We start from the raw sequence: 12,820 nt of genomic DNA on the forward strand, positions 1-12,820 counted from the left end.
TATTTTTCTCTGTAATATTTCTATTAGATAAAGGCTGGAAAAATTTTTGTTAATATTTAAGATATTTTTTACTGTCACCCATACCTGTATTGATTTCTTTTTAAACAACTTCTTTTTATCAACTACATTCGGCTTTTAAGTCTGGAATAGTTATCTGTCCGATCTGTTCCAGATGTTTAATTTTCGCTGTAAGTATCGGTTTTTTAACTTTTCCCCAGCGGCTCAGCAAATGGCCTGACATGCTGGCGACGTCTTTTTCTTTCATGTATTCAAGCATTAGTGCGTTTCGCTCTTCTTCGAATTGGCGACGACCTGCCTGGAGTGACTTGTACATCCAGTTAAAGGCGTTGATGTAGGCAATCTTGATTTTCATGGCAGCCTTTCCGGTGAATCCCATGACAACCAAAATGTAACCATCTTTTGTCATGTTAAACATGGGTTGGATATCGCCATTTTTATCAATAAAATCAGTCTCCTCAAAATTGAGGGCTGCAAAATCATCAGGACATTCACTCACTACCTGCCTGATTTTTCTTAGAACGTTATCGTGTCTTTTTCCGAAAAATTTCGCTACGTTAAGGCTTGTAGTCAGCACTTTGTTACCTGCAATTTTGACCATTTCATGAAAATCAAACTCAGGAACTATTTGTAATTTATTCACGATATTTACCTTTTAGTGATGAACCTTGTCACACAGGAATCCGGCCCACAGAAAGGCACCGATATCCCCGTAAAGATTCATCAAAAGGAGTTATCAGACAGGCGCAGAAAATTTCAGGACTGAAATTGTTATAACAGGGAGCGGCGCAAGCCGCCCCTTTCTGCAACGTACATTAACCGTAATTATTTGAGGTGCATATGATTTATCCGCTCTTTATTTTTAAAACCATCGATGGCTTTGATGGTTATTTTCCTGATATTGAAGGCTGTTTCTTTGCGGGTGATACCCTTGAATCGACCGTTCGCAACGCTGAATCAGCTTTCGGACAATACATGGAGGTGTTAACGGAACAAGGCGCTCACGTACCAGCGCCCAATGATCCAGCGGTATATCTTGGTGATTCACGATTAACTGAAGACAGCGGCTTTCTGGCGATGGTGGATATAGACCCATCAAAATATGAAACGAAAGCCGTGAAATTCAATCTCACCATGCCTGGCAATCTGATTACTGCGATGGATCGCTACATAGAACAGCGTGGCTTAAAAAATCGCTCTGCTTTTCTCGCTGATTTAGTAAGAAAAGAAATTGCCAGAAGTTAATTACCTACATTCCCCGCTATCGCGGGGATAAAATGAGTTATTTTGCTGCCATAACACCCGCATTACGCAATGACTTCTGTAGCGCTGAAATAGTATCAGACAGCGCTTTTATTGCAGTCTGTGCGCTTGCAATATCTGTGACTTCAGCAAGTTGTGTGTCAGCAACCGCAGCCGCTTGTTTAACTATTCCTGGTGAGTTAAGCCCCGCTACCTGTACATCAAATGCGCCATCCTGACCAAGAATAATTGTGTCACCTGTTTTCACGACGCCGTAAGTAGTACGATTAGCTATAGCCACATTTACGATGCCGCCCGTTTCGGCAGAAAGCCGCGATCCGATCTTTAGAACACCTGCATGTGATGCGTCACCATAGGGAACATTTAGCACGCCACCGGGGGCTTCAAGATTAGCGCCGATCTTAACGCCGCCCAATTTAGATGCCGTTGCCACAGGAATATTAACCGCGTCTCCGGGGGATGCGACTTCGACTGTTTTTCCTGAAATTTCTATTACGCGCTCAGTCATTATATCTCCTGCGGGATTCAATTTTGTTTATTGTCTGAAGCTTACCGTTACATTCATCGATAGCGTCAAGGAGTGTTGGGATAAGAAGAATTGCCATCCCATATGTGAATTTTTGGGGGATTACAGGGACTTTCGTTTCAATTAGCTGGGTTGCTGGTATCGGAGGTGGTTGTACCCTGATTGCCTCGTACTGTGTCTGCCTGCGCGCGCAACCGGTCAACGACATCAGCAGGAATATCAATAACAGCGCATTTTTCACCGCGTAACATTTCAGCAATTTCACCATGTAATCGTTGTTGCCTCATTTCTGCCGCCGCACGTCTGCGTGATTCTGTTTTAATGATTTCATTTTGTTCGCCCACTTGTTCAGTTAGCGATTTTAATGTTTCAGCAAGGCCAATATTTTTTGAGTTTAATTGTGTTATCTCGTTTTCAAGAGATTTTTTATCTTCACCTAAACGATCATTTTCTTTTTGCAGATGCGCGTTGTCATACCCTAATTTTGTAATAAACCCAATAATTATAAACAGAAATAATATCGGTATCGCGCTTTTAATAGCTTGAATATTTGGCATAGGATTTCCAGATTAATTAATTTTATCATTGCCAATAGAACTAGCCTTTTCAAGGAACTTGTTTTCCAGGATCATGACAAATTTCGGTCCCGCCCAACCTGACAGCCCACACAGGCAACCCATTAATTCCAGCGGCCAACCCCAGTAGCTGGTTAGCAGTATCATCAGGAGTCCTGCAAACATTGATACGATTATTTGCAGGCATAACGTGCGCCAGCTAAATTTATCCCCTCCCAGGAGTTTATATGCATAGCTGGCAATTGTACCAAATAGTGTCATCCCCAATGCGAGGATCACCGAAACTAAGCCCGGTTCATTTTTCCATGGCATTATCATTCCTCGTTTCGGCCACTAAATGCAAAATGCCCCGAGCTATTAACTCAGGGCATTAAATTTATTCTTTTTTAGCATCAAATAGGCAATATCGGTTAGCAGTTTTTTGTTTTACTGTTTACTCCCTACTATACCTGAGATTATATACTTTCATTTCCCCAAATCAATAGATTTACAAAACATTTACAATCATGCTGCTAATCCCTGTGATTCATGCTGTAATTCTCGCTTAAGCGCGAAAAACATTTCGCCCTCAAGTACTCTTTCGCACCAGGTAACGCGTTTACGACAATACTGGATATCGTTACCCGTGTAATATTGTATTTCCCTTGCAATACGCTGTATCGTATGCTGACCACAATATTTCCTGATTGCAAAATCTCTGACGGGGTTTTCTCTGTGGAATGTCTTTCTCAGCACACGATCGACAAATGCTGCGTCATCTGAATTTTCTATACAGGAAATGATCTTGTTTCTTTGTCTCTGTTGCATAATCAGCGCTTGTGCGTTCTGAAACAACTCATCGCCACGCAACCCATACACGTCATATAGCTGCATGATTATTTTTTCAATCTGTGTGGATTCTTCTTCTTTCCCACGAACCATCAGCTTACCGATAATATTAGTTTCTCTTATCAGGTAATCATCATCACGATAAACATTTCCCCAAATAGCTAACAGGTATTGAACCCACAAGCTTTGTTTTTGGTTTATTGTTCGCTTAGGGTGCCGCCATATTCGCCGGAAATGTGCGTCATCAGCAAAATTCACCATTGAGAATATTGGCGTTAGTTTCATAGCTATTCTCCTGCTTGTTTATATCGCCTGATGTTATTTCTTCACTCAATTTCAATTACTGTTATTTCCAGTTTTCCACCGTTAACAACGGTCATTTTTTTTACTCTGTAATCAACAACCTGTGAATCATCCAGCCAGAAACCGGATTTCGTCAGTGCGTCAAACGCCGCTTTTTGCAGATTGTCCAGGTCACGGCGACGGCGGTCAGGAATGTAACACTCGATTTTTATTTTCACTGGCGACGCTATCCCGATATCCAGCCGGGCGAGCCTGATTATTTCAGATACCCGGTTTCGGTAATTCTGCCCCTCTGTGCTGACGTGAGTACGCCCCCGGTTGTGCCGGTAATAGCGGTTGTTGCTCGGTGGCCACGGCAGGGTAAACCGATATTCGCTCATGATTTTATTAACCCCTCCCTGCGCCAGATTTCCTGTGTTCTCAATACCCCCTCAGCGTGAAACAGCCTCAATTCCTCACGGGTGTATTCAGTGGATTTCGTTCTGCCGTCTATCAGGTCGTGGCACGCACTACACGCAATAGCGGCCTGTAAATCGTCGGGTTTACAGGCGATACCACAGGTGCCAGCCAGTCGATAGTGAGCTAATACGCTGGTTTCAGGATTGTGATTGCACGTACCCGGAATACGAACAGTACACTCGCGGCCACGCGCTGCGTTCCTGAGGTTGATCACTTGACTCATGCTGCCCCCAGGCGGGATAAAAATTTTTTCCCAAAATTTAGTAATTCGTCACGTTCCACAGTTGTAAACCGGCAGTGCGTGCGCGGGTACGGGTGCCAGATCACCAGCAGCGAACCTTTATTGTTACCGTTGACTGGTTTACCGGTTTCCGGGTTAATAAATGACAGTCGTCCACCTGTAATAAACCGCACCTCACTGGCCGTCTGAATAGCCTCCCTGAACCAGCCAACCGAGGTATCAGCAGGCAACAGCGCGACGGTGCCGATTTGGTGATTTTTATTTTCCTCAGCTGCTTTGCGTATAAACGGGGCGATATTGCTGTAGGGCGGATTCAGCCAGACGTAGCCTGTACTCAGATAATCGCTCCACGGTGTGATCAGTGTGTTTTGTTCTGCGGTAATAAATTTGTGGCACAGTGTGTTATAGGCGGAGGCGGCAGCGTCTAACTGGAATATAAATTCAGCGTTTAGCGCAGCAAATATCTCCGGTGGAGTTTGCCAGAGATTGCGCAGTGGTGTCGGGGTATTGCTGCCACCAAAACAGGGGCGAGCCTGAATAGCCTCTGCTGTGCTGTTTACTGGTAGTACAGCGGCAATGCGCTGGCCGAGCCAGCGCATGACCGGCACAGCCATACTATTGCCGATCGCTTTGTAACGCGGCCCATCCGGACAATCAACCGCATCTTGACCTCTCCAGGGGATCTGTGTGTGGTTATCCGGGAATCCCTGCAACCGCTCACACTCAACGGGAGTCAGGCGGCGAACCCGCGCGTTAGCAACAACGCCGTGAATATCTGTTTTTGTGAGGGTATAGGTGTCTAAATCCTCGGCCAGGCTATCGTTAGATTTCGCCAGTAACGTTCTGGCAATATCAGAATAACTATCCGATACCAGCCCGGAACCACGCTGGGCGAAAATTTCCTGATTACTCTGACCAATTCCACCCGTGTTATTTGACTGATTCAGGGTTGGGTGTGGATTGGCTGGATTGTCCCAGTGGCTACCGCCGTCAGCGCGTTTTCCAGTAGTGCCGGTAATTTCCGTTTTCGTTTCCCGGCGCGGCGGAGTATCCCGGCGCACGCCGTCGCACTCAAATAGTATTTGGGTGGGATCGAGGTCTTTTCGAGCACTTGCGACAACAAACACACGGCGGCGGCGTTGGGCCACTCCGAAAAATTGAGCGTCGAGAACTCGCCAGGCAATATCTCGTTGGGGGCCAGACACACAACCCGCGTTTGTCCACCTGCCCCCTGGTGGCTGCAGTTCGTCGCGCTCTCCGGCCAGTCCCGCCAGGAAACAGCCGAACGCGTTATCTCTGCTGTTGAGGACGCCGGGGACGTTTTCCCAGACGATAACTGATTCTGGTTCCCCGCGTTCGCGGCGTTTTTTATCAATTTCATTGGCTAATTCCACGTAGGAGAGAGTTAACTGGCCACGGCTGTCGGCTAGTCCGTTGCGTAATCCGGCAATACTGAACGCCTGGCAGGGGGTGCCCCCCACCAGCACACCAGGGGCTTCGATTTGATTATCTGCAATCAGGGCGGCGACTTTCGTCATATCCCCCAGATTGGTGACGTGCGGCCAGTGGTGAGCCAGTACCGCAGACGGGAACGGCTCAGTTTCAGCAAACCAGGCGGGTTCCCAGCCCAGCGATTCCCACGCAACGGATGCCGCCTCAATCCCACTACACACAGAACCGTATCTCACAGATCATCTCCGCAATAACGCCCTGCCAGATTAAAATCCTCTACAGAATTCCCCGGTTTTCTGGCGTAGCCAATACAGAGATTTTTCAGAAATACGTAGCAATCACGCAGATCTTCAGTCGCGGTTATTGAATCACACAGTTGCTGCCAGACCGTAGCAGCACGGCGATACAGGTGTTTTTCCCGCAGTTCAATTGCTGTCGTTTCCAGATCCAGTAGATCACTGGTATTTTTCCCCAGCAAATACCGCTCAAGAGCACCCTCGCCTGCGACGAAATAAACGTATCGCCCGGTGTTGATACAGATAATCTCCCCGTGTTTTTCGAGTTGATAAATCGCGCTGTCCACCTCTGAAAACGACAGCTTTTTAAACTCACTAAAAATTTCACTTCTCTTTGCACCAGGATTTTTCCTGATAAATTCAACGAGTTCAGATTTAATATTCCTCATGCGGCCAGCTCCAGTAATTGCATTGCCACGTTTTCAGCTTCCTGCTGTGACGGAAATTTGCGGCGCAGAATTGTGTTCCACAGGACGTTAAAAACAGATTTGTAAACCTCACGAAATCCTGTTTCGTCCAGACTGGCAAAACTGATTGAATTTGCCTCACGGCGGCGGGTGTTATCAGGCAGGATATATTCGGTGTAAAAACCAGCCTCAATTGTGGCCCAGCGGCGGAACGCCTCAAACGATTTAACGACAGCGTGACCGTCAGCCCGGCGTTGTGCCTCACGGCGGGTATATTCGCTCTCTGTTTCGTACAGGGTTTCGCCGTTGCCAACGATTGAGATTAGGTATCGGATATAACCAGTCAGATACTGTTTTTCAGCCTGCGTGATAGTCCCGCCTGCTGGTGTCCAGTAGTCAAATCCGAGATTCAGGAGTGCAAAAAAACGCTTGTGGAACAGGTAGTTTCTGGCCTGCCTGACGTCGCAGTTGAGCCACACACCTGTTTTGATACGTTGCAGAAATTCGCTGGCCTCTGGCGTTGCCGGGGTCAGGGTTGTGGAATTGATTTTTATCAGTTGAATCTGTGCCATCGGTTATCTCTCCGGTGACACAGTGATTTATCAGAATCAGGTTGTTCAGGCCTGTTTGGTTATTATAGCGGATTATCAGCACTATCATCAACAACCGATAATCCCGCAGCCTTCCGCGCTTCAGCCATCTGCTGCACACTGGTTACAAATTCATCATGGCGCAGCACAAAGCCATAAACAACATCTCCGTATTCGTTCCTGTACAGCACAACTGGTCTTGTGCTGTTGTTCAGACCACGAATTAAATGGTCAGGTATGATCATCGCTTTGCTCCAGCATGTTTTTGAATTCCTTCGCTTATATCACTCAACATGTCAGGATTGTTTGAGATAAGCGGCACTAAGATACTGTATATAAAACCAGTACCGTTCTCCAGTGCCTGGAGCATTATTTTTGATCATGTCGATAAAAATCAATTGATTGCGTGATTTTTAATCAGTTGGATTCAAAAAAACCAGTCGGAAATCTGGTTTATCTTTTCTTGACTTAACATTTATTGTAGTTACAATAAATATATGAAAATCGAATACGACCAGAATAAACGAAAAAAAACACTGCTGGAGCGTGGTATTGATTTTGCCAGAGCTGGAGAGGTTTTCGCAGGTATCCACTTTACCGCCGAAGATAACCGGCAGAACTACGGAGAGATCAGGAATATCACTGTGGGAAAACTGGATGCCAGACTGGTTGTTATGGTCTGGACTCAACGCGGCCAGGCACGCCGCATTATCTCGATGAGGAAAGCTAATGAGCGAGAGATTAAACGATTCAAACAGTACCTGGGTTGACGTTGATGACGCACCAGAACTTAACGATACCTTCTTTGAAAATGCTACCCTGCACGACGGAAAAAAAATAATTCGTCGGGGCAGGCCAGCATCAACACAGCCAACAAAACAATCGGTGACTATCCGATATTCTCCAGAGGTTATCGAGGCATTCAGGTCTACCGGTAAAGGCTGGCAGACCCGTATGGACGACGCTTTAAAAGAGTGGTTATCAGAACACAGATAGCCAGAATTTTCACCTATAGCGCCATCAGCTTGCCAGCCAGCTCTTCCTTCGGCATCACCAGCCAGCCGTGCGCTTTGAGTATTGATAGCGCTTCCTCTGCCGTGACCAGTTTGCCAGGCTCATAGTTGCGGATATACGCTATTTTGTTATCACGGACGGCGAGGAGTATATCGAGATCGATTTTGCCCGGCTCTCTCTGCCTGTCCTGTTGGTTGAAATAACAATCCTCCAGTCGTTCGAATACCTCCCACGCCTGGTCTGTTTCCAACATTTTTGCGTGGCGAGCGGCTCCGCGTTCTGTCCAGAGGATGATGGATCTCGTTTTAGGTGAGATTTTCACAGACTCGCTTAAAGATAGTCTGTGCTTTATGTCTCTAAGTTCATCCCCAGTTAATTTATAGAAATGTTTTCCTTCAACAAACCGCTCGGAATTTCTGGAGTGATTCTGCTGAATGCGAATAGATTCTGTACCGTAAAGTTGCGCTAAAATTTCAGTGGTTATAACGGGAATTTTGTTATGAGTGATCGGAGAAAGAGTTTCGACAGAAAATTGAGTAACCATAATTGGCCTCCTATATTTTTCAGTGTTCGTTTACCAGTTAGTAGCTGGCGATCGGGTGTCAACTAGAGCAATATAGGTAGCTCCGGGCATATTCCCCTTGCGGGTATTGTATTAACGCCTCTCCACCCGGTCATTGTTCGGATGTGTTTATGCCAGATTGCAGACATAAAAAAACCGCAGGGCTATCGGGTGCGGACGACCGCCTATATTTTCTAGTACGATCAGTATGCAGCAGACCTCGCCTGATTGTCAATCATTACTAATCTTGCTGGCGGTGGAGTGTGCGGAGTTAGCGTTACCGTAGAAACCAACCGGCGAGCCTTTCGGCTCCCCCACACAGCCCACCATAAATCGTAAATGGCTATGCTTTACGCATAAAAAAACCGCTAACGCGGTTATGCGTCTCTACAGATATCCGGGGTTCCAATCCCGGCAACCGATTTTGCGGTTGCTCTGTGAATATAGCCCCGGATACCTGATACTGCCAACACTACTAAAAACCGCCTTTTTTCGCTGTCTCGCGTCTTTCTTTCTCGCGACTGCGTTCAGCCGCTGCTACCTGGTCACAGTCGTAGATAGCTCCGTTTCGCTGATCGCAATAAATAACCCCTGTCGAGCCGTGCCTGTTCAACCGCAACAGCAATTCAGTTGCCGCCTGATCCGCGTTCTCGTCGTAGGCTCCCTCACGGTAGATTCCTATCCAGTAATCACAGTCCTGCTCAATCTGGCCTGTGTCGCGCGAGTCGCTCGGCAACGGGCGTTTATTTATTCGTTTTTCCAGCTCGCGGTTAAGTTGTGTCAGCAATACAACAATACAGTCCAGCTCTTTGGCGAGGTTTTTAAGGCCTTTGGTGATCAACCCAAACGCCAGATCGTTACGCTCCGCTTTTTCAGCTTTCATGAGCGTCAGGTAATCAACCAGTATCATCCCAACCTTTCCCCTCTCGCGTTTAATACGGCGCGATTCTGAAACGATATGGGCAAGCCCCACTCCTGGGGTATCGTCGATAAAAATATTTTGCGTATCGATTAGCCTGCCCAGCGCCGCAGTGCCAACAGAAAATTCCTGATTAGTGTCTGCTCCACGATAATAAATATCGGTATTGACGCCAGAGAGCTGACCGATCATCCGCTCCAGGATTTGCGGGCCAGGCATTTCCAGGCTGAACAGGATCGCCGGTAAATTTTCGTTCAGTGCGCAGTTGATCGCTAACTGGCCGTATAGCGTTGTTTTCCCCATTTTTGGCCTGGCACCGATAACCAGTAACGCCCCGCGAATTAATTTTTTAGGGGCCAACAGCGCATCCAGTGACGGTATCCCCGTTGACAGCCCGCGAGATCGCTGGTCGGGATCAAACCGTTTGTCCACCTCAGCGAGCCACTCATCAGCGACCTCAATCAGTGGCCTGGCACCCCGGCTATGACCGGTTTTCTCACGGTCTGACAGTTGCAGTAGCATTGCCTGCACTGATTCGTATTTTTCAGTCGCATTCATCCCGTTGCGGGCATAAAACAACTCTGTCGCCTCTGCAAGCCGCTGGATAGCGTAGCGCTCCAGAGCTGCGTCACGCACTGACTGAGCGTAGGAAACAATATTCGCTGCGCTGGGTGTATTTTTTGACAGTTCCGCCAGATACGCAAACCCGCCTACCGATTCGGACAGCGCCCGGCTTTCCAGTGAATCAAACAGAGTCAGTAAATCCACAGGGGTCTGTGCCCGGTACAGCCTCTGCATCTCAGTAAAAATCACCTGGTGGGCGTGAGTGTAAAACATTTCAGGGTTTAGCAGACCTAAAACTTTCTGCGTGCGCTCGCTGTTGTCGTCGTCGATCAGCAACCCGCCAATCACGCTACGCTCAGCCTCGGTATTGTTCGGTGGCAACACTGCAAGTTCAGGGTTAATCACAGCGACTCCTCACGGGTTTTCAGCAGCGTATCGGAGCGCAGCAGGTAATCAAAATTCGCTCTCCAGCCCCGATCGTTGTCCCCGAAATAAAACGGCCTGGCCAGTCTGGCAAACGCAGCGAAATAATTTTCCACGGACTCGATTGTTGGCTCCCTGAGTTCCGACAGCAGCCGCCTGATAGCCCTCCGGCGTTTTTCGTTCAGCGCCTCAGCCCTGGGCAGTCTGTCACCCAGTTCGGTGTTATACGCCTGCACCACAGCCTGAAAATCTACGGCAGGTTTTGGGGTCGGTTTTGGTTTTGGTTTTGGCGAAGCAGGTTTTTTTTCCTGCCCGACACAGCCCCCCTTGGGGGGTAGGGGGGTATTATTTAATAATATATTTATATTTCTTTGGTGTTCCCCCGTTTTGAGGGATTTTATTTCCCCCGTTTCAGGGGATTTTCCCTCGTTTTGAGGTATACCCTGTTTTGAGGGATTTTCCCCTGTTTTGAGGGATTGATTTTCATCTTCATTTATCCCCTGTTTTAGGGGGGATTCATCGTCAGAATTATCCTCCTCTGGTAATACGCTCTCTGGCAATTTCCACTCTGAAATATTTTTGTTTGGCCCGATACTACGACCGATCTGGATCAACAAATTCATCCTAACGAGCTGCACTCTCGTCTCACTGACACGTTTTTCCGGCAGTCTGGCTATCTGTGCAATCTGGGCGTTAGATATTCTGTCTGTAGCCCTCTGCCAGCCGTAGGTAAGACGCAGAACAGCCAGCAAAACCTTGAATTGTCTTTTTGTCAGATTAGCGCCTGCATATTCCTCCAGCAGAGTATTAGACAGGCGTGTAAATCCATTGTTGATATCCGCCACGCAACGCTCCTCAACCGCTACAGACGGTCTCAACGGTATTATTTTTGCGGCATTACTCACGATTGCCCTCCCTGCGTTTTAATTCCTCCAGAACGACGCGCATTCTCAGTGCCACTACTGGATTAACCGACCGCACAAACTGATAACGGGTTATATTTTTGTGTATCTGGTCATGGTAATATCGATTGTTTCTACGCATAATTACTCCGGTATATTTCAGGCGAATCTGTGCAGAGTGGCGTCACTGCTGCCCGCATAGCCACAAACGCAGATATCGCCTCGTTAATCTCTCTCAGCACGATTGCCGGTGCTGCGCGGAGGTGAACGGCGTTTACCGCCTCTGTGCTCTCCCGTGCGGCAACTGCGGCCAGCAATACCGGATCCCCCGGTGATTCAATCCTGGCTCGCCGTTCTGCCGGTAATGCGGATAACGCCACGGGATATAACTCCCGCGCCAGCGAAGCATATTTAGGCCCGTCGTAGCCTCTGAAAATTCTTCGTATCCGTTGCACCGCGTTCCGTAGCCCGTCACTGGTATTTGCTGGCGGGAGAATATCTCCTCCGCCACTGGCGTGATATTGATCGGTAATCGCCAGACCAACTGCTTTCCAGCCGTCTGCCAGCGCCCAGGCCTCTAATTCAGCAGTAATAACACCAACCTGGTGATTAGGGGTGATTTTCATGAATCAGCGCCCCTTCTCGTTTTGCTTTACGCTGTCTCATGCGCTCAGATTTCAGTCGCTGGTAAAATCCGCGATCAAAATTCAGAGCGCCAAGTGACGCAGAGGATAAAATTGCAGCAGATCCTTGTGGGATAAAACCAATTTTTACCCAACGTGATACTGCTGCCTGAGATACCCCAGCGACCTCTGCCAGCTTAGTTTTAGTTCTAAAAAATTTAATTGCATCGGTTGTTAACATCTATACCTCCACTTACAAGATGGTAATAACTTATATCTTAACATATGGTAAGTCAACTTGATTTATATTAAGAGAATGAAGACAAATACTTTAAGTGAGCGCATCTCATTAAGGCGTAAAGAGCTTGGCTATTCGCAGCAACGACTTGCCGATTTGGCAAAAGTTTCCCACGTCACAATCTACAAGTGGGAATCTGGTGAGACAGAACCTAAAGGAAAAAATTTTTTCTCGCTGAGTAGAGTTCTGAAATGCTCGCCAACATGGCTGCTATACGGAGATGAAGATCAGTCCCCTCTACCTGCTGATCAACTTCCTCTTGAACTTGACGACAGGCAAAAACGGCTACTAGATCTGTTTGATTCACTGCCGGAGTCAGAAAAAGAGGCGCAACTCAGTGAGTTGGAAGCAAGGGTGGAAAATTTTAACCGATTATTCGAGGAGCTTCTTAACGTCAGAAAGAAACACCTCTCTAAAAAATAATAATAAAAACGTAACATTTTCAATGTGTTGCGTTTTTTACGCCTATAAGCTTAATTTTTTTTAAGCATTGCTATTGCAATTTATCTTACTTTTAATTAAGTTTATCCCATCGAAACCACACAGTGATTTCTCAG

At 47.1% G+C, this 12,820-nt stretch carries 21 protein-coding genes; 4 read left to right on the forward strand and 17 right to left on the reverse strand.

Annotation, left to right across the window (positions count from 1 at the left end):
* Positions 1-118: 118 nt before the first annotated feature.
* Complete coding sequence (locus tag PT300_11680) at positions 119-619, reverse strand: Rha family transcriptional regulator (GenBank protein MDF7681206.1); 501 nt, start codon at positions 617-619, stop codon at positions 119-121.
* Between the two features lie 239 nt (positions 620-858).
* Here PT300_11680 and PT300_11685 point away from each other — a divergent pair, with 239 nt between their 5' ends.
* Positions 859-1,263, forward strand: coding sequence for a type II toxin-antitoxin system HicB family antitoxin (locus tag PT300_11685; protein MDF7681207.1), 405 nt, complete (start codon positions 859-861; stop codon positions 1,261-1,263).
* Between the two features lie 37 nt (positions 1,264-1,300).
* Here PT300_11685 and PT300_11690 read toward each other — a convergent pair whose 3' ends face one another.
* The 10 genes from PT300_11690 to PT300_11735 all read right to left on the reverse strand — a co-directional run bounded on the left by PT300_11690 (position 1,301) and on the right by PT300_11735 (position 7,203).
* Complete coding sequence (locus PT300_11690; protein MDF7681208.1) at positions 1,301-1,789, reverse strand: hypothetical protein; 489 nt, start codon at positions 1,787-1,789, stop codon at positions 1,301-1,303.
* 137 nt (positions 1,790-1,926) lie between these two features.
* Positions 1,927-2,364, reverse strand: a complete 438-nt coding sequence (locus PT300_11695; protein ID MDF7681209.1) for a DUF2570 domain-containing protein — start codon at positions 2,362-2,364, stop codon at positions 1,927-1,929.
* A 12-nt stretch (positions 2,365-2,376) separates the two neighbouring features.
* Positions 2,377-2,700, reverse strand: coding sequence for a phage holin family protein (locus tag PT300_11700; GenBank protein ID MDF7681210.1), 324 nt, complete (start codon positions 2,698-2,700; stop codon positions 2,377-2,379).
* Positions 2,701-2,886: 186 nt separating this feature from the next.
* The gene (locus PT300_11705; GenBank protein ID MDF7681211.1) at positions 2,887-3,495 is read right to left on the reverse strand and encodes a hypothetical protein; all 609 of its coding nucleotides are present in this window, start codon (positions 3,493-3,495) and stop codon (positions 2,887-2,889) included.
* Between the two features lie 41 nt (positions 3,496-3,536).
* Positions 3,537-3,893: a crossover junction endodeoxyribonuclease RusA gene (gene rusA, locus PT300_11710; protein ID MDF7681212.1), complete on the reverse strand. Its 357-nt coding sequence runs from the start codon at positions 3,891-3,893 to the stop codon at positions 3,537-3,539.
* Positions 3,890-4,186: a DUF1364 domain-containing protein gene (locus PT300_11715; protein MDF7681213.1), complete on the reverse strand. Its 297-nt coding sequence runs from the start codon at positions 4,184-4,186 to the stop codon at positions 3,890-3,892. The genes rusA and PT300_11715 overlap by 4 nt, the downstream gene beginning before the upstream one ends.
* A gap of 5 nt (positions 4,187-4,191) precedes the next feature.
* Entirely contained in the window at positions 4,192-5,901 is a 1,710-nt protein-coding gene (locus PT300_11720; GenBank protein MDF7681214.1) for a phage N-6-adenine-methyltransferase, read from the reverse strand.
* Complete coding sequence (locus tag PT300_11725; protein ID MDF7681215.1) at positions 5,898-6,350, reverse strand: hypothetical protein; 453 nt, start codon at positions 6,348-6,350, stop codon at positions 5,898-5,900. Before PT300_11725 ends, PT300_11720 begins: the two co-directional genes overlap by 4 nt.
* Positions 6,347-6,940, reverse strand: coding sequence for a DUF1367 family protein (locus tag PT300_11730; GenBank protein MDF7681216.1), 594 nt, complete (start codon positions 6,938-6,940; stop codon positions 6,347-6,349). Before PT300_11730 ends, PT300_11725 begins: the two co-directional genes overlap by 4 nt.
* 62 nt (positions 6,941-7,002) lie before the next feature.
* On the reverse strand, positions 7,003-7,203 hold the full coding sequence (locus PT300_11735; GenBank protein MDF7681217.1) for a hypothetical protein: 201 nt from the start codon (positions 7,201-7,203) through the stop codon (positions 7,003-7,005).
* Between the two features lie 252 nt (positions 7,204-7,455).
* Here PT300_11735 and PT300_11740 point away from each other — a divergent pair, with 252 nt between their 5' ends.
* Both PT300_11740 and PT300_11745 read left to right on the forward strand, forming a co-directional pair.
* Positions 7,456-7,728, forward strand: a complete 273-nt coding sequence (locus PT300_11740; GenBank protein MDF7681218.1) for a BrnT family toxin — start codon at positions 7,456-7,458, stop codon at positions 7,726-7,728.
* Positions 7,688-7,954: a BrnA antitoxin family protein gene (locus tag PT300_11745; protein MDF7681219.1), complete on the forward strand. Its 267-nt coding sequence runs from the start codon at positions 7,688-7,690 to the stop codon at positions 7,952-7,954. The genes PT300_11740 and PT300_11745 overlap by 41 nt, the downstream gene beginning before the upstream one ends.
* A gap of 13 nt (positions 7,955-7,967) precedes the next feature.
* Here PT300_11745 and PT300_11750 read toward each other — a convergent pair whose 3' ends face one another.
* The 6 genes from PT300_11750 to PT300_11775 all read right to left on the reverse strand — a co-directional run bounded on the left by PT300_11750 (position 7,968) and on the right by PT300_11775 (position 12,206).
* On the reverse strand, positions 7,968-8,516 hold the full coding sequence (locus tag PT300_11750; GenBank protein ID MDF7681220.1) for an ORF6N domain-containing protein: 549 nt from the start codon (positions 8,514-8,516) through the stop codon (positions 7,968-7,970).
* A gap of 493 nt (positions 8,517-9,009) precedes the next feature.
* On the reverse strand, positions 9,010-10,419 hold the full coding sequence (locus PT300_11755; GenBank protein MDF7681221.1) for a DnaB-like helicase C-terminal domain-containing protein: 1,410 nt from the start codon (positions 10,417-10,419) through the stop codon (positions 9,010-9,012).
* The gene (locus tag PT300_11760; GenBank protein MDF7681222.1) at positions 10,419-11,345 is read right to left on the reverse strand and encodes a replication protein; all 927 of its coding nucleotides are present in this window, start codon (positions 11,343-11,345) and stop codon (positions 10,419-10,421) included. The genes PT300_11755 and PT300_11760 overlap by 1 nt, the downstream gene beginning before the upstream one ends.
* Positions 11,338-11,484 carry a hypothetical protein gene (locus PT300_11765; GenBank protein ID MDF7681223.1) on the reverse strand — a complete coding sequence of 49 codons (147 nt, stop codon included), beginning with the start codon at positions 11,482-11,484 and terminating at the stop codon, positions 11,338-11,340. The genes PT300_11760 and PT300_11765 overlap by 8 nt, the downstream gene beginning before the upstream one ends.
* Positions 11,477-11,968: a toxin YdaT family protein gene (locus PT300_11770; protein ID MDF7681224.1), complete on the reverse strand. Its 492-nt coding sequence runs from the start codon at positions 11,966-11,968 to the stop codon at positions 11,477-11,479. The genes PT300_11765 and PT300_11770 overlap by 8 nt, the downstream gene beginning before the upstream one ends.
* Positions 11,952-12,206 (reverse strand): Cro/CI family transcriptional regulator, encoded by a 255-nt coding sequence (locus PT300_11775; protein ID MDF7681225.1) that lies wholly within the window; start codon positions 12,204-12,206, stop codon positions 11,952-11,954. Before PT300_11775 ends, PT300_11770 begins: the two co-directional genes overlap by 17 nt.
* Positions 12,207-12,281: 75 nt before the next feature.
* On the opposite strand from PT300_11775, the gene PT300_11780 reads away from it, so the two are divergent.
* Positions 12,282-12,686 (forward strand): helix-turn-helix domain-containing protein, encoded by a 405-nt coding sequence (locus PT300_11780; protein MDF7681226.1) that lies wholly within the window; start codon positions 12,282-12,284, stop codon positions 12,684-12,686.
* The last annotated feature ends 134 nt before the right edge of the window (positions 12,687-12,820 follow it).

The organism is Enterobacteriaceae bacterium ESL0689 (genome assembly GCA_029433525.1).
Lineage (GTDB): Bacteria > Pseudomonadota > Gammaproteobacteria > Enterobacterales > Enterobacteriaceae > JAQTIF01.